This is a genomic window from Mesorhizobium sp. M0048, assembly GCF_040323405.1.
Classification (GTDB): domain Bacteria; phylum Pseudomonadota; class Alphaproteobacteria; order Rhizobiales; family Rhizobiaceae; genus Mesorhizobium.
The window spans coordinates 21,521-43,823 of the sequence record NZ_JAMYUV010000028.1 but is presented as its reverse complement, the minus strand read 5'-3'; the positions used below and the strand labels follow the sequence as shown (position 1 = coordinate 43,823).

Here is a 22,303-nt window from a genome sequence, read left to right as displayed (position 1 = left end):
ACGGACCAGCTTGCTCCCATCGTTGTTCGCGAGGACAAGCTTACGCAGGCCCACTGAAGGACGGGTTAACTATCCAGCGGGGGTAACCAGTGCGCTCACCATGTCTTCGGGGCGCACGTCTGCTCTTGGCCTTGCCGTCTGACCATCGAGCTCTTGCCCGCACGCGTGCCTTGATCCGAATCATCCCAGGATCGGCAACGTCACCATGGAAGCAGCCCTACCAACGGCATCAACGCGCCCGGCGAGACAAAAGAAAGCCGGGCCGAGATAGCGTTCCAGAGCGGCAGCGCTGCCTGCGATTCACCGCCTGAGCATGGCCGAAATGCCATGGCGGATAAAGGGAAGATATTGGGCAAAGCGAAGCCCTGCATGTCTTGCAAGCCGTGCCGCCGGGTGCTCGCCTGAGTAGAGAGCGACAAGTGCATTCGTAGCATGATAGAGCGGTGCCGCCGACAGACGCAGCCGGCTTTCGTATCTGCCGAGCATGTCGGGATCAGCAATGTCGCGGCGCTCGCGACATGCCGCCAGGATTCTATCGGCGAGTTGCTTCTGGCCACTGAGGCCGATGTTGAAGCCATGCGCGGTCACCGGGTGCATGCCGAGGGCAGCATCGCCGATCAGTGCCGCACTCGGAGCCCAGAACTTGTGCGCCCAGGTCGTGACCAGCGGATAGGCATGGCGGGTGCTTGCCAAGGTCATCTCTCCGAGGCGTCCTCGACACCGGCTCGTCGATTCCATGAGGAACAAATCGTCGTCGAGAGCAAGCAGTCTGTCGGCCTCGCTTGAGCGCAAAGTGAGAAGCAGCGACGACACGCCTTCCATGAGCGGCAACATCGCTATCGTCTGATGGTGATCGAACCATTCGACCGCGATCTGGTGATGGGCGCGCTCGTGCCTCACCCGGCAAATCAGCATGGAGTTGCCAAGCCGATTGATGTCGGCGCCAATGCCGAGCAGGTCGCGCGTCGCGGACAAACGCGAATCCGCTGCAACGAGCAGCCGAGCGGCCAATTGCCTGCCATCACAGAGCGTTATGACTGCTTCTTTGTGGCTGGTTGTTGCATTGACGACCGAGCGGCCGCACAGCAGCCGGGCATGATCCTGGAAGCGGACAATCTTGAACAGGGCGTCGCGGATCCGACAATTTGGGACCAGAATTCCGAGTGGTTCCCCAGATCCGCTGGGAGAATCGAAGCTCAGGGCGAAAGGGCTCGATCCGTTGAGCACGCGCGCGCCTTGTAGCGGTGATTTGTCCGAAGCGGGGATGGCATCCCAGGCGCCGAGCTCGCGAAGGATTCCAACCGATGCGTGGGTCAGCGCGATCTCGCGACCGTCGAAAGCCGGATTCGCCAGGCTTTCGAGCGACTGCCGTTCAACCACTGCCACCTTGAGTCGGCTCTGGGCAAGCGATGCGGCGAAGGAAAGTCCGACCGGCCCGGCTCCGACGACAATAACGTCGAATCTATCGACAGAGCCGGCCATCAGCGTGCCGCCATAGCGTCGGCTATCTGCGACGAAGAGCACTGGAGCGCATCGCAATCGATCCACGGTTTGCGGCTCATCTCCCCAAGCGTCTCCACGCGACCTAACCGTCCGTTAGACATCCGTTCTCCGTTCAAAATGCTCAATAAACCATGCCTATGAAGAGATAACCCTGATGTGGATCAACCAGGCTCGATAAACGCGGCAACGGCGGGTTCACGGTCGACTGGTCGATCGCCACGCCATGGTCTGGTCAGGTCATCATGGAATGGCCGGCTTCCCGTTCGGTGCGGCCCTTTCCTGGCCGAAAGTTCGGCAACGTATTCTGGCTGATCCGTTCGTACCCGTCGCGCGCCGAAATCGGCATGACGCGAAGCAACCGCGGAAAATATTCGAGCGAGTCCTCGCAGGGCAGGCTGGGTCAACTGCGTGGCTCGTCGCGGTCGATCAGGATCCGCTCGGCGGCGCCATCGAGATCTTCATATTGGCCGCTCCTCAAGGCCCACAGGAACCCCGCCAGCCCAAGCGCTCCGAGGAACAGGGCCACAGGTATGAGGTAGGCGAGCGTCGTCATGAGGATTGTGCCAGTGCGCCAATGTCGGAGCGCCTGTCATGTCGGGCATCTTGCACCGATGCATTTGACACGAAACCTTGCAGGCGTAGCGCATTGCCGATGACCAGGAGGGACGAGGCGGACATCGCGACCGCCGCGATCAGTGGCGTAACGTGTCCCAGAATGGCGACCGGCACGGCGATGCCATTGTAAACGATCGCGATGGCGATGTTCTGCCGGATCAGCCGTCCGGCCTTCCGCGAAATGTCTAAAGCAAGTGGGACCGCCAGAAGACTTTTACGCAGGAACACGAAATCCGCGGCGTTGCGCCCGATATCCGCCGCCGTGGCCGGAGCGATCGAAACGTGTGCGGCGCCCAATGCAGGCGTGTCGTTGAGCCCATCGCCGACCATCAGCACCTTGTGGCCAGTTCGGGTCAATGCTTCGATCTGTTCGACCTTCCCGGAGGGAAGCAACGCGGGAACGAAGCGCTCGACGCCCAGTGCTTCCGCCACCTCGCCGCAGGCAGCTTCTGTGTCGCCCGACAGCATCTCCACCGACACGCCGGCGCCGTTCAGTTGCTCGATGGCCGCCTTGGCATCGGCACGCAGCTCTTCCTCGAAATCGAAAGTCGCGACAATGACCCCCTCCTTCGTCAGAACGGTTCCGCCATAGCCTTGTTTGCCTTCGCCGCCGGTCCGGGCTTTCCACTCACCCCATCCGCGGCGACCCAGTCGCCAGGTACTGCCCTCGGCGATGGCTTCGATGCCGAAGCCCGGATGCTCGCTGACGGACGCGAGTTTCGGCTGGCCGGCAAAGGCTGCATGGCCAGCGATTGCCTTCGAAAAGGGATGGCGGGAATGCGCTGCCATCTCGGCCGCCATGGCGAGCATAATCGGATCGATGGACGGCGCATTGATCAGCCTTGGCAGTCCGAGCGTAAGCGTGCCGGTTTTGTCGAACAATGCCGTGTCGATCCCCGCCAGGCGCTCCATGGCGGAGCCGTCCTTGACCATGACGCCGCTTTCGAACAGCCGGCGCGCAGCGACCACCTGTACGATCGGCACGGAGAGACCGAGCGCGCACGGGCATGTGATGATCAAAACGGCGATGGCGATGGTTATCGCCCGGTGCCAGTCGCCGGTCGCCGCCATCCAGCCGAGGAACGTCGCAAAGGCGGTGAGGTGGACCACGGGGGCATAGAGCGCGGAGACGCGATCGGCGATCCTGCGGTGGCGGGCGCGGCCGCCCTCTGCCGCTTCCATCAGCCGAACCATTTCGGCCAGGAAGGAATCCTTCGCGGCGGCCGTCGCCTCGATGGTCAGCGGACCGGTGAGATTGAGTGTACCGGCCTGGACCTGCGCCCCCGGGCCCACCGTTCTGGGCGTGCTTTCCCCGGAAACCAGGGAACAGTCGAGATCCGACGCCCCGCCAATGATCCTGCCGTCGACGGGCACCCTCTCGCCGGCCGCGATCAAGAGCTCCATTCCTGGTTCGATCTCGCCAACCGGCAAGTAGTCGCGCGAACCATCCTCGCGCAGCACCATGGCGCCGCGCGCCGCCAGCCGAGCCAGTCCGTTTACGGCCTTCCGTGCCCGTTCCCGCATCACGTGATCCAGCGTGCGGCCGATCAGCAGAAAGAACAGCAGCGACACCGACGCGTCGAAATAAGCATGGTCGCCATGGTTAATCGTCTCGTAGAGGCTCATCGCGTAAGCGAGCGATACCCCGACCGCGATCGGCACGTCCATGTTCATGCGGCTGTGGCGCAGCGCATTCCAGGCCGAGCGAAAATAGATGCCGCCGGCGAAAGCGAGCGCAGGAATGGCAATCAAGGCCGAGACCCAATGGAACAGGTCGCGGGTCGCGCCTTGCGCGCCGGACCAGACGGAGACTGATAGCAGCATGATGTTGCCCGCCGCAAAGCCGGCGACCGCGACGGCGCGGATCAGTTCCGAGAGCATCTTGTCCTTCCCGTCAGCCTCGGGATCGAACAGGTGCGCGCCATAGCCCAGCCGTCCAAGTGTGGCGACGAATTGCGGAACCTCCTCGCCGCGCCACCGGACCGAAACACGTTTCGTCGAAAGATTGACACGAGCGCCTTCGACGCGATCCAGCTTGCCGATCGCCGTCTCGATCGTCTGGATGCAGGCGGCACAATGCACGGCCGGCACCGAGAGGTCGGTCTGGCGAAGATTTTCGCCAATCGAGCGGCTCGCCAGTCTGATTTCCTGGCTAGAAGGCCGGACGAGTGCGACCTTGTCCAGGTCCAGCGCCATTTCGGCGCCTGGCGCGCAGCAGCTCATTGCAGCGCTCCATCGGAGATCATGATCCTGCGCACGTCGCGGAAAGGTCTTGCCAGACCGGCATCGGCGTCGATTTCGACGATCCACACACCGTCCCTTGGGATGTGCTGCAGTACAAACTCCTGGCCCGAGGCGGCGGCGAGCGTGATGGACTCATCTTCTTTCTCGTAAGCGGGATGGCGAAACAGCACTTTGACGCCATGCAAGGGAACCGCCTTGCCGGCGGCGTCGGTGACGCCATAGCGGACCTCACCGCCTGCGATGGTCAGTTTGCCAGTCCAGCCGAGGGCTGCCTGAGCTCGCCCTTGCTCGGCCTTTTTGTTGAATTGCTGGCTCGCCACATAGGTGTTTTCGACGACAAGGCCGGTCCAGCTCGTGTTGGCGAGCGTCGCCATGGTCAGATTGACCGCTATGACCACGCCGAAGAAGCCAAGGATGGTGAACAGCATATGCCTGCCGGTGAATTCGCGGGATTGTCGCGAGGTGTCGCTCATCTGGCGATCTCCGGTGCGTTGAAAGTGGCCGTATATTCGTCCGACTCGAACGTTGCCTTGTTTTCGACCCGGAACTTGAAGCTTTGCGCTGCACCCCGAACCTGATCTGCCGGCTGACGCACGAAAACCTTGAGCATCTTCAGCCGGTCGGGTTCGACCGGGACGGCGAAGGAGCGATCCGCCGGCAGGTCGATGCCGACAACGCTTATTTCGGCTCCATGCAGGCCCTGCATCGTGACAATGATCGTTCTTGGTTCGGGGATCATGTTGAGCAGCTTGACGGTGTAGCCGTTGCGGATCGAACCGTCGGACAGCGTCACGAACTGCGGGTTGCGATCGTGCAGGACATTCAATTCGAGCCGTTCGCGGGTCAGCAGCGAATAGAGCAGCGCGAGACCGACCGCCGACCAGACGCCCATGTAGATGAAGGTGCGCGGGCGAAAGATCTTGCGAATATGGAAACGGGCCACCTTGTCGGAGAACAGGCCGTCAGCGCTCCTGACCAGTGACGGGTTGACTGAACCGGAGCCGCCCGGGGTCGCCAGCATCACATTGGCGTTGTAGTCGGCCAGCGTCGCATAGGAAATCAGTCCGCGCTCCCTGCCGAGCTTGTCCATGATACCGTCACAGGTATCGATGCAGAGCGCGCAGGTGATGCATTCAAGCTGCTGGCCATCACGAATGTCGATCCCCATCGGGCACACCGCGACACAGGCATTGCAGTCGACGCAGTCGCCGACGGGCTGCCCGGCGGCAAGGACCCTCTTGGCGTGACGCGAGCGCGGTTCGCCGCGCCAGTCATTATAGGTGACGGTGAGGGAATTCTCGTCGAGCATGGCCGCCTGGATGCGCGGCCATGGGCACATGTAGGTGCAGACCTGCTCGCGCATCAGCCCGCCGAACGTATAGGTCGTCGCCGTCAGCACGGCGACGGTGATGTAGGCGACGGGGGCGGCGGTGCCGGTGAAGAGTTCCCCAAGCAGCATCGGCGCATCGGCGAAATAGCAAATCCAGGCGCCGCCGGTCAGCACCCCTATGACCAGCCAAATGGCGTGTTTCGATGTTCGCAGCACGAGTTTGCGCGCAGTCCAGGGACCGGCATCGAGCTTGATGCGCGCGTTGCGGTCGCCCTCGATGGCTCGCTCGACGACCAGAAACAGATCGACCCACACGGTCTGCGGGCACGTATAGCCGCACCAGGCCCGGCCGACGGTGGATGTGATCAGGAAAAGGCCGACACCGGCCATGACCAGCAGGCCGGCGACGTAGTAGAATTCCTGCGGCCATATCTCGATGAAGAAGAAGTAGAAGCGGCGGTTGGCAAGATCGACCAGCACGGCCTGGTCAGGGGCAAATGGCCCGCGATCCCACCGCAGCCAGGGGGTCAGGTAGTAGATCCCCAGCGTGATTGCCATCACCGACCACTTGAAGCGGCGGAAACTGCCAGAAGCCCGGTTCGGGAAGATCTTCTTGCGTCCGGCATAGAGCGGCTGACGGGGCTTGGCGGAGTTGACCGCATCGGCTTCGAGCCGTTCTATTTGCGTGTTATCGAGCACGAGAAGCTCCAGTCACCAGCGACGATTTCGCCGGAAGCCCGACCCACCGGTTTCTGGATGATGCCGAGGCCCGGCTCGCGCCGGGCCTCGTCGCTTGGCGGTTGGGGGGAGGACGAGAATAGGCTTGCGTTCCTATTCTCCGCCGCCAAGCGAATGGACATAGACCGCGAGTTCCTTGACCTTGATCTCGCCGAGACGCCCGATCCAGGCCGGCATGACGCCATGCCTCGGGGCGCGGACCTGCGCGGCGATGGCTGTTTCGCCAGACCCGTAAAGCCAGATCGCGTCGGTCAGGTCGGGTGCGCCGAGCTCCCTGTTGCCCTTTGCATTCTCACCATGACAGGCCGCACAATTCTCGGCGAAAACATTGGCGCCGAGTTCGATCAGGCTTGTGTCCTGAACAGGATCGGAGAGGCTTGCGACATAGGCGCCGACCTGCTTGATCTGATCCGTCGTGATGATGTCGCCAAAAGCAGGCATTTCCGACAGGCGCGTATCCGGGTCTGATGCGAAGCGGATGCCGTGCGCAATCGTCTGCTGGATCTGTTCGGCGTTGCCACCCCACAGCCAATCGTCGTCGTTTAGGTTGGGAAAACCCTTGGACCCTTGAGCGCCCGAGCCATGGCACTGCACGCAATTGACCTTGAACGCGGCGCCACCTGCGGCGATGGCGAATTCGCGTAGCGTATTGTCGGCTGTAATCTCGGAGACGGTCTTCGCCTGAATGGCAGCGACAAATTTACCCTTGGCCACTTCGGCCGCCGCCAGTTCATTCTTGACGTCTCTGCGGCTCGAATACCCCAGCACACCCCTGGTCGCGGAAGTCAGCATCGGCCATGCCGGATAGACGACGGTGTAGCCGATCGCCCAGGCAATGGTGATGTAGAAGGTTATGACCCACCAGCGCGGAAGCGGGTTGTTGAGTTCCTTGATCCCGTCCCACTCATGGCCGGTCGTCGAGATGCCCGAAACCTCGTCGATATGCTCGCTGCCCATGATCAGTCGTCCTTGAGAGGAATGTGAGCGGCTCTCTCGGCTTGCCTGCGGCTGCCGGGACGAAATGCAAAGGCAACGCATCCGAGGAAGAAAAGTGCCATGGCAAGCAGGCCCCAGCTGTCGGCAAACTCCCGCATGAAATTGTAGGTCATCGCCATTCTCCTCAGCGGTAACCGGCGGCTTCGTCATAGGTCCTGAAATCGACCAGCGTGCCGAGCATCTGGAGATAGGCGACCAGCGCATCCATTTCGGTGACCTGCTGCGGATCGCCGTCGAAGTCCCCAAGCTTGGCCTTCGGATAGCGTCTCTCCAGGCCCGATGTATCGGCATTCGCATCGGCCTGCGCCATGAGATCGGCATTGGCATGAGCGATCATGTCGTCTGAATAGGGCACACCGACACGGCTGTTGGCGATCAGATGCGTCGAGAAATCCTTCACCTCGATTGGCATGTCCTTCAGGAACGCGTAGCTCGGCATGATCGATTCCGGCACCACCGAACGCGGCTCGGTGAGATGCTGGACGTGCCATCCGTTCGAGTAGCGGTCGCCGACCCGGGCGAGATCCGGCCCGGTGCGCTTCGAGCCCCACTGGAACGGGTGGTCGTACATCGACTCGGCCGCCAGGCTATAGTGGCCGTAGCGCTCGACCTCGTCGCGGAACGGCCTTATCATCTGGCTGTGGCAGAGGTAACAGCCCTCACGCACATAGATGTTGCGCCCGGCGAGCTCGAGCGGCGAATAGGGCCGCATGCCTTCGACCTTCTCGATGGTGTTGTCGAGATAGAAGAGCGGCGCGATCTCGACGATACCGCCGATGGTTACGACCAGCAGGGACCCGAGGAGAAGAAGTGTGGCGTTCTTCTCGATGACCGCGTGTCTGTCAATCAGGCCCATTTTCTGGCTCCTGATCGCACAGGCTGGAGGGCGGGGATGGAGCGCGGCATCGGATCCTCCTCGCGCTGGTAGCCGAGGATGGTCATGGCGATGTTCCAGGCCATGATGAGGGCGCCCGACAGATACATCGCGCCGCCGATGGCACGCATGATGTAGTAGGGATGCATGGCGGCGACGGTTTCGGCGAAGGAGTAGACCAGGAAGCCCTGCTCGTTGTATTCGCGCCACATCAGGCCCTGCATGATGCCGGACACCCACATCACCGCGGCGTAAACGACGATCCCAAGCGTCGCCAGCCAGAAGTGCCAGTTGACGAGCCGCAGCGAATAAAGCCGGTCGCGGTTCCACAACTTCGGGACCATGAAATAGATCGCGCCGAACGAGATCATGCCAACCCATCCGAGCGCGCCCGAATGGACGTGACCGATGGTCCAGTCGGTGTAGTGCGAGAGCGAGTTGACGGCCTTGATTGACATCATCGGGCCTTCGAAGGTCGACATTCCGTAGAAGGCGATGGCCATCACCATCATACGGATGATCGGGTCGGTGCGCAGCTTGTCCCAGGCGCCCGAGAGCGTCATCAGGCCGTTTATCATGCCGCCCCACGAGGGCATCCAGAGCATGATCGAGAACACCATGCCGAGCGTCTGGGCCCAGTCCGGCAGGGCGGTGTAGTGGAGGTGGTGCGGACCGGCCCAGATGTAGAGAAAGATCAAAGCCCAGAAGTGGACGATCGACAGCCGGTATGAATAGACCGGTCGGTTGGCCTGCTTGGGCACGAAATAATACATCATGCCGAGGAAGCCAGCGGTGAGGAAGAAGCCGACGGCGTTGTGGCCGTACCACCACTGCGTCAAGGCATCCTGGACACCGGAAAACGCTGAATAGCTCTTTGAACCCACGAACGACACGGGCATCGATAGGTTATTGATCACATGCAACATCGCGATCGTCACGATGAAGGACAGATAGAACCAGTTGGCGACATAGATGTGCGGTTCCTTGCGCTTTAGGATCGTGCCGAGGAACAGGATGAGATAGGCGACCCAGACAATGGTCAGCCACAGGTCCACATACCATTCGGGCTCGGCGTATTCGCGGCTCTCGGTGATGCCGAGCAGGTAGCCGGTTGCCGCCATGACGATGAACAGCTGATAGCCCCAGAACACGAACCAGGCGAGATCGCCGCCGAACAGCCGAGCGCGGCAGGTGCGCTGGACGACATACAGAGACGTGCAGAGCAGCGCATTGCCGCCGAAGGCGAAGACGACGCCCGACGTATGCAATGGCCGCAAACGGCCGAAATTGAACCAGGGCTGGATGTTGAGATCCGGGTAGGCGAGCTGCAGGGCGATGACCACGCCGACCAGCATGCCGACGACGCCCCAGAATACTGTGGCGACGGCACCGAAGCGGATCGGCCCATCCATGTAAGCGGCGGGGTCGATCGGAACTGCCGGCTTGAACTCCGTGTTGCGCAACAGAATCGCAGTGAAGCCAGCCACGGCGAAGAACAAAACCCACATATGCCGGCGAAAAGGTTCATCTACGCCGAAGCCGGCAGCCACCAGGGCCGCAAACGCAAACAGGCTTAGAAGGACGATCTCTGTGCCGAATTTCATCGCAAGCCCCGATTTCCGATTCCGGCGGGCGCCAAACCGCAGTGCCTTATTGCGCAGCCGTGGCCTGCTCGCCCTGATCCATGTCAGAGCCGCACGATTTTGCTTCGAGCAGCATCGAGTTCGGTGCGATCAGACTGTGGCGATCGAATGTGGAAGCGCAGCACCGGCCGCCACGCTTATGGACAGGCCCGGCGTCCCCGGTCTGGCCGGGTATGGAGGCGATCGCGGGCGTGTGGGAAGCGCGCCTTCTGTGACGCTGGAAAGTAGGCCGATGCCTTGCCGAACGTCGATCGTTTCAATGCCTTGGGACAGCCAGCGCCAGCGTTGCGCTGCCTTCGTGACATTCATGATTCGGGGGAACGGCGATTTTCCCCTGCGTATGAGGCGTATTGACTTCGGCCGAGTGCGATCCTGCCTGGAACAGCCGGTTACACGTCGAGCACCTCGAGATGGATGCTTCGCCGACGAGTTGGCCGAAACGCACCTGGCTCATCCGATCGGATGGAGAGCGGGCTATCGCTATGCGACTTCTTCTAAGCCCAACGCGAGCATGCCCTGCCCCGAACGAAGTAAGTGACGTAGGCCATGCAGCTTCGGTGTCATTCAAACGGCGGTTGCGCCTCGGCCGCCGCAGCGCCGTTCCAGCCGGCTCATGCTGTCCACGGTGACACGGCGGTTGTTCTCGATCCGAATCACGCCGTCCATTCTCAGGCTGGTCAGCTGGCGGCTCACGGTCTCGTTTGTAATTCCAAGGAAATCAGAGATGTCGGCACGCGTCATCGGCAGCTCGAAGCACGCCGACCTAGCCGCCGGGTCAACACTGGAACCGATGTTCCGGGCGATCATGAGGAGAAAGCTCGCCACCTTCTCCGGTGCGGTCTTGCGCCCCAGAGTCACCATCCATTCGCGTGCCTCGTCGAGTTCGTTTAGCGCCTGCTTGAGCAGGCGATGCACAAATTCCGGTGATTCCTTCATCATCCGTTCGATGGCCGCTCTCGGAAACGAGCATAGCGAGACAGCTGTTGCCGCTTCCGCATTGATCGCGCTTTTCATCTTGAAGGGCCGTCCCAGAAAATCCGGCGCGAACTGGAGACCGACGATCTGCTGGCGGCCGTCCGAAAGGCTCTTCGTCAGCTTCACCACGCCTGAAAGCACGTTTGAATAACAGTCGACCGCCTCGGCGTCGCCGATCAGTTCGACCCCCGGCTCGATATTGTGCCGCGACGACGTCTTGGCGAGCTGAGCCAAATGGTCTGGTTCGAGCGCACCACAGACACCGCGGTGCCGTGCCTCGCAAGACAGGCAAAGAACGGGAATGCCGGAACTGTGAGTGTCCTGCCGTAATGTCATTCGATCGCTCTACCGGTCCAGTGCGGGCAGGATAGCAATCGACGGTAGAAAAATCCTTGCGGCAGTTTGTCCGTGCTGAACGTTGATCGAAATCAGGGCTTAGGCTCATCCAAGCATCCACAGTTCCGGCGACGCAAACACGGTGGACCACGACATGCGACTGGAGCTAGCTGCCAGACTTGGCGAGAACGTCCCGCGCTATACCAGTTATCCGACCGCGCCGCATTTCCATGCGGGGGTCGATGCCGTCGTTTACCGAGGCTGGTTGGAGGCGCTCGAAGGTGGTGACGAGATCTCGCTCTATCTGCACATCCCGTACTGCGACAAGCTTTGCTGGTTCTGTGCCTGCCATACCAAGCAGACACGCCACTACGAACCGGTGACCACATATCTTCGCTCACTGCATGCCGAGATCGCCACCGTCGCCGGTCTTGTCGCAGGCAAGGGCCGCGTGCGTGCCGTCCATTTCGGCGGCGGTTCGCCAACGATGCTCAAACCGGAGGATCTGGTGGCGCTGGGAACCGCCCTGCGCAACAGATTCACGTTTCTTCCCGGCGCCAAGATCGGCGTCGAAATCGAACCCAATGATATGGACGATGCCCGCCTCGACGCACTCGCCGAAATCGGCATGACCCGTGCGAGCCTCGGCGTCCAGGATTTTGACCCGAAGGTGCAAAAGGCAATTAACCGCGAGCAGGGCTTTTTGCAGACCAAAGCGGTAGTCGACGGCGTTCGTTCGCGCGGCGTCGAATCGGTCAATCTGGACCTGCTCTACGGCTTGCCACACCAGACCAGGGAGAGTGTCGCCTCCACCGTCGCGCAGGCACTGACCCTGGAACCGGATCGGATAGCGCTTTTTGGCTACGCCCATGTGCCGTGGTTCAAGAAACATCAGACGATGATCGACGAGGCATGGCTGCCGGGTCCGGCAGAGCGGTTTGCTCAATCGCAACTTGCGGCGCGGGCGATCGTGGACCAGGGATACGAAGCAATCGGGCTCGACCATTTCGCCAAACCGGGCGATGCCCTCGCGCTTGCCGCCCGCGCCGGAACACTGCGCCGGAACTTCCAGGGCTATACGGAGGATCGCTGCGAGACCTTGATCGGCCTTGGCCCGTCATCCATCAGCCAGTTTCGGCAAGGCTATGCACAGAATATGCCTTCGACCGCCGAGTATGGACGCATGGTTGCTGATGGCGGGCTGGCCGCTGTTCGGGGTATCGCGCTTTCCGACGACGACCGTGTTCGCGGCTGGATCATCGAGCGATTGATGTGTGACTTCGCCTTCTCGGCGATTGAGCTGGTGGAGCGCTTTGGCAAAGCCGGCCAAAGACTTCTCCTCAAGGCGAGTTCCACGGCCCTCCAAGATCCTGCGCGGTTGCTTGAACTTGATGGTGACCGCTTCGTCGTGCCTGCGGAAAGCCGGCCGTTTGTCAGGAGCATCGCGGCAAAGTTCGACAAATATTGTGGAAAGGCCAGGCATTCGGTAGCGGTCTGAGCACCGCTCAGGAACGGTGCGGTTTCAGTCAATCTTGAACCGATTGCGCTACATTTTTTGGCTCTTCATAGGCGAACGTCGCGTCAAGATAGGATTCAGAACGGACCAGTGCGAACGTCTTTGGCATAGCGACGATGTCGTCCAGTCGTGCCTTCCGGCGCCGTAGTTGTTGCGACCCGAGGGCTTGCTACCTTCTATGGCATGCCTAAGTGGTGTTTGTTTTTGTCGTCTGTTCGCGACAGTCTCACTCTGCCGCGGCCAGTCTCGGCAGGTGCCTGTTCGCGCTTCGCGAAGACGACAGGACCATTGATGAGATCGGTCCTGCGCCCCCGGCTTGCGGCCTGGTTGGCTTCGATCATTCCTTCGGTAGCGCATAACGGACAACGCGCAACGTTTCCTCGTCTTCGAGGACCTGCATGTCGAGATCCATGCCTGGCGGGCCGTTTAGGCAAACAAGCCCTGCGTGGATGGCAACATCTGCATACTGTCCCTTGGTGCCCGGATTATCCTTTGGCCCCCTAAAATCCACCGAGTTCTTGGTGACGAAGGTCCAGTCGCCTTCAAGAATGATCGGCTTGAGCTCCCAGTCCTTGAGCCCGGCGAGCCCCAGCCAGACAACGTGGCTGGTCTCGCCATGACCCTTCCCATGCGCAATTTTTGCAAGCTCGGGGGTGAGACATTCATCGATCAGGAACTTCATCCGCCTTCCTAAGTCGCGGAACACGGCGATCGGAAGTGATGACGGAGCCTTTTGGAAGGTCTCCAGTACGAGGACGCCCTCGCAGGGGGTTCGCCTCTGCATAAATCGCCGCGAGCCGTACCTTCTCCGCGTCAAGGCTCGGGTAGGCCCCAAGAATGCGCTCAACCGAATGACCGACAGTGACGGATGCCGCGACATCATACACTGGGACGCGAGTGTTACGGATAACGGGCGTGCCGCTGAGCACGTCATCCGACGACGTGACCATCTCGCGAGCCGCCTCGAGATCGGACAGACGTTCACTCGTGCTCTTCAGGAACGGCGTCAGATCGATCGTCAGAAAGTCGTCACGCACGGTCCAGTCCTCGCGCAGCAGTGCCGCCCAAGCGAGCGAGCGCGAGAGTGTTAGCTTGGGCTCAACCATCCTGATCGCAAACAATCGTTCTTCCGAGGTTAGACGTTTTGCGGTCTCGAAGTAGAAGCTGATGAAGGAGCAGGCTCCGGCCAGGACGTGCCGGCCGTTGTCAACCGATACGAAGGCATCGGGCAGGATGCGTTCATCGATTGCGCGATTGACATCTCGCAGGCTTACACGCGAGACCACGGCGGCCTCGCTTGCCTTCAGCATTTCGGCTACGGCTGCCATGGTCGCTCCTAAGTAAATCTTCCGACGCATCGGAAATATAGAATGAGAGAGTGCCTTTTTCAATGCCTAATGGCGCGGCTGGACGGCGAAACAAGAAAGCCGAACTCAGAGGCTCGGCCACTTGTGAAGGTAAAAATCGGAGCGCCGAGATGCATCCGCGGGCATGAACAAGATCGCGAAGCACCAAGGCGACGCCGCCCATAGAAACTCCAGACGGCGCCAGAACCCCAGGCCAAACTGGAATGAGTCAGGGGCCGTCCGGCATACAGGTCTTCCTAGTGAGCAATCGCCCAGTTCGATAGCGGAACGGTCGCTATGAAGTTGGCCCGCGCCAAGCACGCCGGTCAAACCTACTCGACGGCGTGACTCAAAGCCGCTCATCCTGAAATTCGCCGGTCTCTGTCAGATCGGCTTGAACATGCTTTCCGCTGAGTCGGATTTCAAACGCGCCCAGAACTCAATGGCATACCGATCAGTCATCCCCGCCACGAAATCGCACACTTCGCGGGCCCGTCCAGTGATGTTGTCTGCCTTGTTGAAACGCTCTCTGACGTCCTCTGGCATCAGAATATCGCCCTTGTCAGCCATCAGCGCTTCGAAAAGATCGGTCACAACATCGTAGCCTCGATATTCGCCCAGCTTCACGCGCGGGGCATAGATAGCGGCCTCATAGGTATACTGTTTCAGGACTTCCTTTCGGCGCAATCGCCCTTTGGACAGCTTCACCTGGCTCTGAGGTGGACATTGCTCGTTGTAATCCAGCTCCACTGACGAGATGAATTCGTGCACCAACTGCGAAGACAACTCTGTGCGGTTGTATGCGTCATCACTGATCAGCCTGGACGTCTTATAAACAGCGGTAAATCGCCTGAACCCTTCCCGCTCGGCCTCCAGCTTCTGTCTTCTGGCCACTTCGGCTGGCTGCAGACTGTCGCCATCCTCTTGGTTGCTCATTTCAGCGCCATCCGGACTCCCAGTCGCATCCACCCCCACGCTACTTCCATCGTTATCGGGCTCGCCCTGGAACAGTCCGGCAAAAATATCGAAGAATACGTCGAGCACATCTTCCTTGCTGACGTCCTCCTTGATCTGCTTCGATACGCTCGCTGCCACCTTTTCCAACAGCGCATCCTTGGTCGCCAGGATCTTCGCAGGGCTTAGGAACCCGACCTTCAGGCAGTCTTCAAGATCGTAGACGGAATATGCAATGTCGTCTGCCAGATCCATTATCGAGCATTCGAGCGACTTGAACTCTTTTCCGCGCTTTAGTTTGAAGTCGCCTATTACTGAGCTTTTGATGTTCTCGACGATCCTTTTTTCCGTAGCGTAGTAGCCCTTCTCAACCTTTGAGCCTTCAGGGCGCACGGCTTTGATCATGTTGTCGTACTTCAGGACAGAGGCCAGCGTCCGATGGCAAAGGTTTAGACCGGCCCTTATATCGCCATCGCCATCGAGAGCTTTGGCGTATTTGACCTTCTTCTCTAGCCTGGTCAGGATTCGCAAGGTTTGGGCATTGCCCTCAAACCCGCCATATTCGAGCATCGCATTGTCGAGCGCCCGTTCACCGTTGTGACCGAATGGCGGATGGCCAATGTCGTGAACCAGACCAGCGGCGAAACACAACCTGACGTCAATAAGTTCAGGCAAAGTAGTCTTGTATGTGTGGTTGATGAACTCGGCTATTCCCTGGGCGATCTGGGCCACTTCAAGCGAATGGGTCAGCCGGCTCCTGAAAAAGTCGGACTCGCGGCTGGGGAATACCTGTGTCTTTCCCTGCTGACGGCGGAAGCTAGCGCTGTGAATGATCCGACCGTGATCTCGGGAGTAATTGTGCCGGTAGTCCTTTTCTTGGGGGTCCGCGCCTCCGCGGACCACCTCCCTGGTTTCATCGTTGCTCGTGTAGAGCTTAATCTTGCTTTTCGGCGCTGTTTTTGACGGGCTCTTTGGCGGTGTTGCCATCGTTCTCTGTCTCTTCTCTCATGCGGCGTTCGAAGCGCATGCGAAGAGCCCTATCCAAGGTTCCGAGCTGCGACTCAGCATCTTTACGAGCGTTTGCGACAGCGGTCAAAAGCATCTTCGTTTCCCTTCGTTTAGCATTGTGGATACTTAATATTTTTATCGTGTTCTTATTATGTTCCGTTTTCCCACGAGCGTCAATTAGAGGCTTGGTCAGCAACCAGACGCATTCGCGTCGGCACACTGGCCTGTCGGACGACATCCGCGATGTGACTTGTCAGGCCGACCTCCCCCTCCAGTATCAGGCCATGGCCGAACGGAATCATTGTGAGAGCTACTCGTAGCGCTTCCAAGCCATCTCGAACATCGAAACTTTGCCATTCCGTAGCCTCTCCTGGGACAATTGTTGCACCAGATGAAACGCTGCGCCCCTTGTGTAGTTGCAGCAGCCACGCAGCGCGGCCGTCATATGCCCATTCGAATCTCACCGCACCAAGTTGAGCGGAAGTTCGTTGATAGAGAGTTTCAACTGCACTCAAAACTTCAGGTGGAAGTTCTTGAGGCGCCTTCTTCCCGAGCATGAAAGCGTCGCCGGCGCCAAGAACTCCCTCGACGTGGAGTTGCCCATCAGCGTCACAAATCGCAGCACCCGACCAGGTCGCGGGGACGCCTTCCTGCGCGATGACTGACGCAATTGCACGATGATCAGGGTCCTCCGCATTCAGGAGCTTGAACGGGTCAGTCCAACCTCGAACAGTCGTGAAATGGCCCGGCACCTGTTCGGTCGGACATGTCCGTGTCCAAATTTCGCGGGTGCCTGTACTCTCGCCGAACGAGAATGGAGCGACCCGGCGAGAAATAACTGTCGTTCGCGGCACGGGCACGCCGGCAAGATGACCGATCAGCAACCCGTATGCCTTGTCTCCAAGCATGCGCGAGAAGCCATTTGGCCACCTCGGCTCCACGTCAGCGGCATGCATGGCTTCATTCTCACCGAATTCCCAATATATGACGTGGGATTGACGATAGCCGCGCGGCTTGGGGTGAAGGCTGAACTCAAGGCGCGCGGATTTTGCTGACGCAAAATCGGGACCGAATCCGTAGACTATGTCGAACAGCCGGCGCGCCCAGTCAGAGCGTAGTGTCGCGAAACCCGCTTTCTCGACCCCGCGTGGCGTAACATCGGGACCAAATTCAACGATGTCATCAAGGATCACCCCCGAAACTCCGCCATCGCTGACATCGATAGTCTCGTTGACAATCGTGAACCAGCCTGCGGCAGAGAGACGCTCAACCGCAGCTACGACATCAAGGGGCGAGGAAAGTCCGTAGAGAAACTCGGCACTCTGAGGCTGGTGTTCATTGAAGCTCCGGACGTTGAGCGTGCCTTCGACGCTCCTCAAAAAGAGAGCCCCTATCGCCTCCGCCGGCGTATCGAAGTGCTGATCGGCCGGCAGCCCAGCGAGCCGGGCAAACTGCTGTATCGGAGCCCCGGCTTTCGGTGCGAAGCTAACGAATTGCGCGACATTGAATTGTTCGGCCAGTCGCGCCAGAACAGCATCCTTGCGGAAGGCAGAGGGGCGGTCGCTCATGTGGCTCGATCGATCAGGCATGGCAGTCGGTTCATTGTGCTGGCCCGGAAATGGACACGACGAGAAGGTGTAAGCCCGCCACCTTAGCGCCTTTTGTACGAACTGGACCACCAGCGACGGCTCTATCGTGTGGAAAGAGTGCTTCTTGACGTCGCAGGACGCCAAGTTGCCACCATGCGACGGCGGCCATTATAGACTCGGCGCGCCTCACGACATACCGGCCAGACCGCGAAGAATATTCATTATATGCATTCTTCTTTCCGGTTTTGCTCTAGCAAGGCGCTGAACGATTGCCTCGATCTCCGCACTGGAAACCGCTTCCTTCATAGAATGGGATGAAAGCCAAAATGTCAGCTTCCGCTCCAGCTTGTCGGTCATTTTAGCACGAAGATTCAGGACTTTACTGATGTATGATTGCGTGTAACCACAAGACAATGCCAGCTGGACCTGGCCTACCCCTAACCGGTCCATCGCCTCTCGTATCTCGTTCAGCAGAGCGGTGTTTTCCGTTGTCATTTGATCAAAATTGGCTATGATTTTTATGAATAATGATTGGGACTGAGAGATGCAACAGGTTATTTCGCTGAAGGATGGGCAGCCGATCTTCCTGCATCTGCCGGATGCCGATGCCGAGGTTATGCCGTCGGTCCCTTGGGGGGATTTCGCGGCAGTGTTCACGCCGGCTTTCTGGGCAACGCAAGTTTGGATGGACGCGCTTGACACGCCTGACGAGAGCGGACTTGGCGAAACGCTTGCAGAGGAAGTGGTCGCGTGCCTTCTAGGCGGGCACGGCGCACCTGCTGAGGTTGGCCTTGCCGCATACGATCGCGTCCGCTCCTATATGCGCGTGAACGGTCCCCGCCTGACTCTAGCGCAGGCGGAATCACTGCTATCAGAACCGCTATCAGTCCTCGGACGATCCGTGAGATACCGGTTCGCAAAGCAACGTGCAGGCTACTTGCACAGATGCCTGGAAGGCGTTGCTATGATTGACGAGGCCCAGTTGAACGACAGAGAGTTGCGCGATAGCCTTTGTACCTTGCCCGGGATCGGTCCGAAGACCGCATCGTGGGTAGTTCGCAATCGTCGACGCAGCGATGATGTCGCTATACTCGACGTTCATATCATCCGCGCCTGCTGCCAAATAGGCGTTTTTCCTGCAAAGGCGAATCCAGCTACCGATTATTTCAGACTGGAGGAGAAATATTTGGATTTCAGCTCTGCGATTGGAGTCCGGGCATCAATGCTGGACGCCGTAATGTGGAAAGTCATGCGAAGCGTACATCCGCGCCTCTTACAAACGTTGATGAATGTTTCGAATCAGGCTCTAGTCCCGAACTAGGCGAGGAGGACCTGACATGAGCGGTGGCGGCGGAGGCAGTGGACGGAGTGATCTCGGTCCCGCTGTCGGAGGGGGATTCGATCAATGCAGCCGCGAGTACCAGGCTCCCGTTAACAGTCCGAAGCCTTCGGTCCTTGGACCGCTTAACGTGGGCAACGTTCTGGATGTCGACGTTGTGGCCATCGGTAGTTCTTCAACGCTTGTCGTACGGGATGCTGGCGGAAACCTCGGCGGGTCGCTCACGTTCGTTGGCTATCTGCAGGTGATCAACTGCATTGTTCAGCAGGCGGTGCTATACAAAGCTGAGATTCTGTCGATCTCCGGCGGCGTCTACACGGTCAGGGTCTACCCGGTGTGAGCCGCGACGTAACCGTTGCGGGCGGCGTCTACCATGAGCGCTGCCTGCAACCCGAATGGGATCGTGTCTTAGGGTCGGCAGGACGCGGCGCGTTTGCGATCGCGCAGCTTGCAGGTGGCCGCGTGCAACTACGAGGTTACGCCAACAGCCGGCTCAGCGATCGGATCGCTGTTGAGGCAGAACTTGCTGACGTCCAACTGAATCTCCTGGGTACCGAGCAGGCAGTCACTTTCGATTATGTCCATACGCTCTCGGTGCCACATATCTCGCCGCCACCGGCATTGCTGAAGAGACTTCCAGATATCAAGGTCGAGAACAACATCGTCATCCGCTATGGGATGATCGAATCAGACGTCATCGTGTCCGCGAACATAGCAGTGTATGACCCTCAATCTGCGTTCGACGCCCAACCGTTCAGGAGAAACGGTTCGTCGGCAGCTAGGCTCGGTGTGGTTCTCAACCGGTTGGAGATGCGGTCCATCACTGGGACCGACAATCCGCGCGAAGGCGCCAATTGGCTGTTTCATAATGACGGCGCCGAAGTCGTCGTCTTGAAGATGGGCGCGCTGGGGGCATTGGTCCTCACGCCCGAGCACCAACAACAGGTTCCACTCTACGAATCGGATTCAGTCTGGAAGCTCGGGTCAGGCGACGTGTTTTCCTCAACGTTTGCCGGTTTCTGGGCGATACATGGGAAGGAACCGGTCGAAGCCGCGGATTTGGCGTCGCGCGCAACCGCTTGGTATTGCAACTCGCGAACCCTTCCACCTCCCACTCCAGATATTTTGATGTCCGCCAGGGCAAAACCGATCAAGCCTGGCTCTGGACGCATTTACCTTGCCGCACCTTTCTTTGACCTTGGACAGCGCTGGCTGGTCGAAGAGGCGCGGCTCGCACTCATTGATGCGGGAGCAGACGTCTTCTCGCCCGTACATGAAATCGGACCCGGCAAGGCCGACGTCGTCGCTCCGGCGGATTTGATCGGTTTGGACGGTTGCGACGTCATCTTTGCGATACTGAACGGCATGGACCCCGGAACTGTCTTCGAAGTCGGGTATGCGAGAAAAAAGGGCATCCCGATCGTTGCACTGGCGGAGAACGAGAAGGAGGAAGACTTAAAGATGTTCGTGGGCTCGGGCACGATGGTCGCGCAGGACTTCGTGACCGCGATCTACAAGGCGATATGGAGCCTGCCTAAATGAAGACGGCATTGCTACTCTCTGGAGGCATGGACTCGGTCAGCATCGCTTGGTGGAAGCGTCCGAACGTTTGCATCACCATCGACTATGGGCAGAAGCCGGCTGAGGCTGAAATCGTCGCCGCTGGCCAGGTCGCGCGCCTCCTCAATATCCCTCACGAAGTCATTTGCGTCGATTGCTCGGCTCTAGGATCTGGGGACTTGGCGGGCAGTGCGCCGTCTGAGGTCGCGCCAGTGTCGGAGTGGTGGCCATTCCGCAATCAGCTCCTGATCACGCTCGCTGGCATGGCTGCGGTGAAGAGCGGCGTAAAACACCTCCTTATCGGCGCCCTCGCCACCGACGGCGTCCACGCCGACGGGCGTCCCGACTTTGTCGAGCATATCTCGAAGCTGCTGGCGCTTCAGGAGGGCGGCATCACTGTAGAAGCTCCGGCTATCGAGCTGGATGCGGTCGAACTGGTGCGAACCTCCGAGATCGACCAAGCGACCCTCGCCTGGGCGCACTCGTGCCACGTTGGGAATTACGCCTGCGGCAGATGCAGGGGCTGCGTGAAGCATTACAATACCTGGTCGGCTCTTGGCTGGACGCCTCACTGAAGAACCTGCTCCCAGGGAGCAGCCTGGTGACTGGTCTGCCTGGTTGCCGGCAGGCGCGGTAATACGTGAGCTTCCAAAGCCGGAAGAGCAGCGCGATCGATCATTTCTAGACGTAATGGAGTCGCGGCGATCTGCCATTGGGGCGCCTGTAAGCTGGCACGAGATTGAAGCATTGCTTTGGTACGCGTGCGGGACTCGCGAATTTCGTGGCATCGGACGTGCCGGCGTGCCTTTGGAACACCGGATTTCACCCTCCGCAGGTGGATTGCACCCCGTCCAGATCATTTATCAAATGTCGAACAGCGATCATGCGGCACGCGCCTATCTGCCCACGAGACACGCTGCAGCTTTCCTCGGCGCCTCATCCCAGGCAGCCGAACTCAACAGAGAGCAGGTGAAAGGGGTATTGGGAACCGCCCCAGGCTGCACCCTTCGGTTGGTGGCAGACCTGTCCAAAATCGATGCAGCCTATGTGAATGGAGAAAGCTTGGCCTGGCGCGATGCCGGTGTTGTTTGCGCGACCCTAAGTTTCGTAGCGGAGTGGCTTGGCCTGCGCTCCAACGTGCTGGGCTTTTCAGGCAACGCCTATCTACCCTTGATCGGGTTTCCAACAAACCGCTTCATGGCAGTCGGGGCTGTGCAAATCTCCAGTTTCGCTTAGCGGGTGCACCAAACGACAACCTGGAGATAGATGCATCGTCTGTGTGGACGCGGTTTTGGCAGTTGTGGCCCGTCGTTGATCCTAAGTGGCCAGTCCGATCCACACTCCCAATTCAACAATCAATCAACGTCTGTTCCGACGGGAACGTCTGAAAGTGAGTGACCGCTTCCCAGCCCATCGCGAACAAGTCTCACGCGCCTCCCTCGCTAAAAGATATCGACCTTGGCCAGACGATCCCTTCCCTAACCGAATATTTCGCAGCTGGTGAGCAGCACCTCTCCTCCTCCGGGCTGGCTCTGTCGGCGCCGCCGCTGCTACAGGCTATTTCGTATATGGTGAAGGCGATCCATTTCGCCGTTTGGTTGGGCATCGTCATTGGTCTGGCTATCGTTGGCCAGGTTTCGCGCCGTCAGTCGCGTGATTAGAAAAACGGTCGTAGTCGAAAGCACACAGCGTTCAGTTGCCTTTTCCGGCAGATACCTGACGCATTCTAGCAGAACG

General features: G+C 59.5%; 22 protein-coding genes. 7 read left to right on the top strand and 15 right to left on the bottom strand.

Annotated elements, in window-relative coordinates; all coding sequences use genetic code 11:
• Nucleotides 1-300: 300 nt before the first annotated feature.
• The 10 genes from ubiM to NKJ84_RS21300 all read right to left on the bottom strand — a co-directional run bounded on the left by ubiM (nt 301) and on the right by NKJ84_RS21300 (nt 11,254).
• Entirely contained in the window at nt 301-1,482 is a 1,182-nt protein-coding gene (gene ubiM, locus NKJ84_RS21345; protein ID WP_352508105.1) for a 5-demethoxyubiquinol-8 5-hydroxylase UbiM, read from the bottom strand.
• Between the two features lie 421 nt (nt 1,483-1,903).
• Complete coding sequence (gene ccoS / locus NKJ84_RS21340; protein WP_023679633.1) at nt 1,904-2,056, bottom strand: cbb3-type cytochrome oxidase assembly protein CcoS; 153 nt, start codon at nt 2,054-2,056, stop codon at nt 1,904-1,906.
• Nucleotides 2,053-4,341 carry a cation-translocating P-type ATPase gene (locus tag NKJ84_RS21335; RefSeq protein WP_352508087.1) on the bottom strand — a complete coding sequence of 763 codons (2,289 nt, stop codon included), beginning with the start codon at nt 4,339-4,341 and terminating at the stop codon, nt 2,053-2,055. Before NKJ84_RS21335 ends, ccoS begins: the two co-directional genes overlap by 4 nt.
• Nucleotides 4,338-4,835: a FixH family protein gene (locus NKJ84_RS21330; protein WP_352457384.1), complete on the bottom strand. Its 498-nt coding sequence runs from the start codon at nt 4,833-4,835 to the stop codon at nt 4,338-4,340. The genes NKJ84_RS21335 and NKJ84_RS21330 overlap by 4 nt, the downstream gene beginning before the upstream one ends.
• The gene (ccoG, locus tag NKJ84_RS21325) at nt 4,832-6,391 is read right to left on the bottom strand and encodes a cytochrome c oxidase accessory protein CcoG (RefSeq protein ID WP_352508086.1); all 1,560 of its coding nucleotides are present in this window, start codon (nt 6,389-6,391) and stop codon (nt 4,832-4,834) included. The genes NKJ84_RS21330 and ccoG overlap by 4 nt, the downstream gene beginning before the upstream one ends.
• Nucleotides 6,392-6,523: 132 nt before the next feature.
• Nucleotides 6,524-7,387, bottom strand: a complete 864-nt coding sequence (gene ccoP / locus NKJ84_RS21320) for a cytochrome-c oxidase, cbb3-type subunit III (RefSeq protein WP_352468492.1) — start codon at nt 7,385-7,387, stop codon at nt 6,524-6,526.
• A 2-nt stretch (nt 7,388-7,389) separates the two neighbouring features.
• Nucleotides 7,390-7,539, bottom strand: a complete 150-nt coding sequence (locus NKJ84_RS21315; RefSeq protein ID WP_352457387.1) for a cbb3-type cytochrome c oxidase subunit 3 — start codon at nt 7,537-7,539, stop codon at nt 7,390-7,392.
• A gap of 11 nt (nt 7,540-7,550) precedes the next feature.
• Complete coding sequence (ccoO, locus tag NKJ84_RS21310) at nt 7,551-8,282, bottom strand: cytochrome-c oxidase, cbb3-type subunit II (RefSeq protein WP_352508085.1); 732 nt, start codon at nt 8,280-8,282, stop codon at nt 7,551-7,553.
• Nucleotides 8,273-9,904 (bottom strand): cytochrome-c oxidase, cbb3-type subunit I, encoded by a 1,632-nt coding sequence (gene ccoN, locus NKJ84_RS21305; RefSeq protein ID WP_352508084.1) that lies wholly within the window; start codon nt 9,902-9,904, stop codon nt 8,273-8,275. The genes ccoO and ccoN overlap by 10 nt, the downstream gene beginning before the upstream one ends.
• 603 nt (nt 9,905-10,507) lie before the next feature.
• Nucleotides 10,508-11,254 (bottom strand): Crp/Fnr family transcriptional regulator, encoded by a 747-nt coding sequence (locus NKJ84_RS21300; protein WP_352508083.1) that lies wholly within the window; start codon nt 11,252-11,254, stop codon nt 10,508-10,510.
• A 154-nt stretch (nt 11,255-11,408) separates the two neighbouring features.
• On the opposite strand from NKJ84_RS21300, the gene hemN reads away from it, so the two are divergent.
• Nucleotides 11,409-12,752, top strand: a complete 1,344-nt coding sequence (gene hemN, locus NKJ84_RS21295; protein ID WP_352508082.1) for an oxygen-independent coproporphyrinogen III oxidase — start codon at nt 11,409-11,411, stop codon at nt 12,750-12,752.
• A gap of 355 nt (nt 12,753-13,107) precedes the next feature.
• On the opposite strand, the gene NKJ84_RS21290 is transcribed toward hemN, so the two are convergent.
• The 5 genes from NKJ84_RS21290 to NKJ84_RS21270 all read right to left on the bottom strand — a co-directional run bounded on the left by NKJ84_RS21290 (nt 13,108) and on the right by NKJ84_RS21270 (nt 18,162).
• Nucleotides 13,108-13,452 carry a DUF5615 family PIN-like protein gene (locus NKJ84_RS21290; RefSeq protein WP_352508081.1) on the bottom strand — a complete coding sequence of 115 codons (345 nt, stop codon included), beginning with the start codon at nt 13,450-13,452 and terminating at the stop codon, nt 13,108-13,110.
• On the bottom strand, nt 13,433-14,098 hold the full coding sequence (locus NKJ84_RS21285) for a DUF433 domain-containing protein (RefSeq protein WP_352508080.1): 666 nt from the start codon (nt 14,096-14,098) through the stop codon (nt 13,433-13,435). The genes NKJ84_RS21290 and NKJ84_RS21285 overlap by 20 nt, the downstream gene beginning before the upstream one ends.
• Before the next feature lie 402 nt (nt 14,099-14,500).
• Nucleotides 14,501-16,057: a dGTP triphosphohydrolase gene (gene dgt, locus NKJ84_RS21280; RefSeq protein ID WP_352508079.1), complete on the bottom strand. Its 1,557-nt coding sequence runs from the start codon at nt 16,055-16,057 to the stop codon at nt 14,501-14,503.
• Nucleotides 16,058-16,251: 194 nt separating this feature from the next.
• Nucleotides 16,252-17,646 carry a hypothetical protein gene (locus NKJ84_RS21275; protein WP_352508078.1) on the bottom strand — a complete coding sequence of 465 codons (1,395 nt, stop codon included), beginning with the start codon at nt 17,644-17,646 and terminating at the stop codon, nt 16,252-16,254.
• A 207-nt stretch (nt 17,647-17,853) separates the two neighbouring features.
• Entirely contained in the window at nt 17,854-18,162 is a 309-nt protein-coding gene (locus NKJ84_RS21270; protein WP_352508077.1) for a hypothetical protein, read from the bottom strand.
• A gap of 49 nt (nt 18,163-18,211) precedes the next feature.
• Between NKJ84_RS21270 and NKJ84_RS21265 the strand changes: the two genes are divergently transcribed.
• The 6 genes from NKJ84_RS21265 (at nt 18,212) to NKJ84_RS21240 (ending at nt 22,227) form a co-directional block, all read left to right on the top strand.
• A complete protein-coding gene (locus tag NKJ84_RS21265; RefSeq protein WP_352508076.1) occupies nt 18,212-18,988 on the top strand; it encodes an endonuclease III domain-containing protein in 777 nt (258 codons plus the stop codon).
• Between the two features lie 148 nt (nt 18,989-19,136).
• On the top strand, nt 19,137-19,346 hold the full coding sequence (locus NKJ84_RS21260; RefSeq protein WP_352508075.1) for a hypothetical protein: 210 nt from the start codon (nt 19,137-19,139) through the stop codon (nt 19,344-19,346).
• On the top strand, nt 19,343-20,548 hold the full coding sequence (locus NKJ84_RS21255; protein WP_352508074.1) for a PfkB family carbohydrate kinase: 1,206 nt from the start codon (nt 19,343-19,345) through the stop codon (nt 20,546-20,548). Before NKJ84_RS21260 ends, NKJ84_RS21255 begins: the two co-directional genes overlap by 4 nt.
• The gene (locus NKJ84_RS21250; protein WP_352508073.1) at nt 20,545-21,141 is read left to right on the top strand and encodes a 7-cyano-7-deazaguanine synthase; all 597 of its coding nucleotides are present in this window, start codon (nt 20,545-20,547) and stop codon (nt 21,139-21,141) included. The genes NKJ84_RS21255 and NKJ84_RS21250 overlap by 4 nt, the downstream gene beginning before the upstream one ends.
• Before the next feature lie 226 nt (nt 21,142-21,367).
• Complete coding sequence (locus NKJ84_RS21245; RefSeq protein WP_352508072.1) at nt 21,368-21,802, top strand: nitroreductase family protein; 435 nt, start codon at nt 21,368-21,370, stop codon at nt 21,800-21,802.
• A 158-nt stretch (nt 21,803-21,960) separates the two neighbouring features.
• Entirely contained in the window at nt 21,961-22,227 is a 267-nt protein-coding gene (locus tag NKJ84_RS21240; RefSeq protein WP_352508071.1) for a hypothetical protein, read from the top strand.
• The last annotated feature ends 76 nt before the right edge of the window (nt 22,228-22,303 follow it).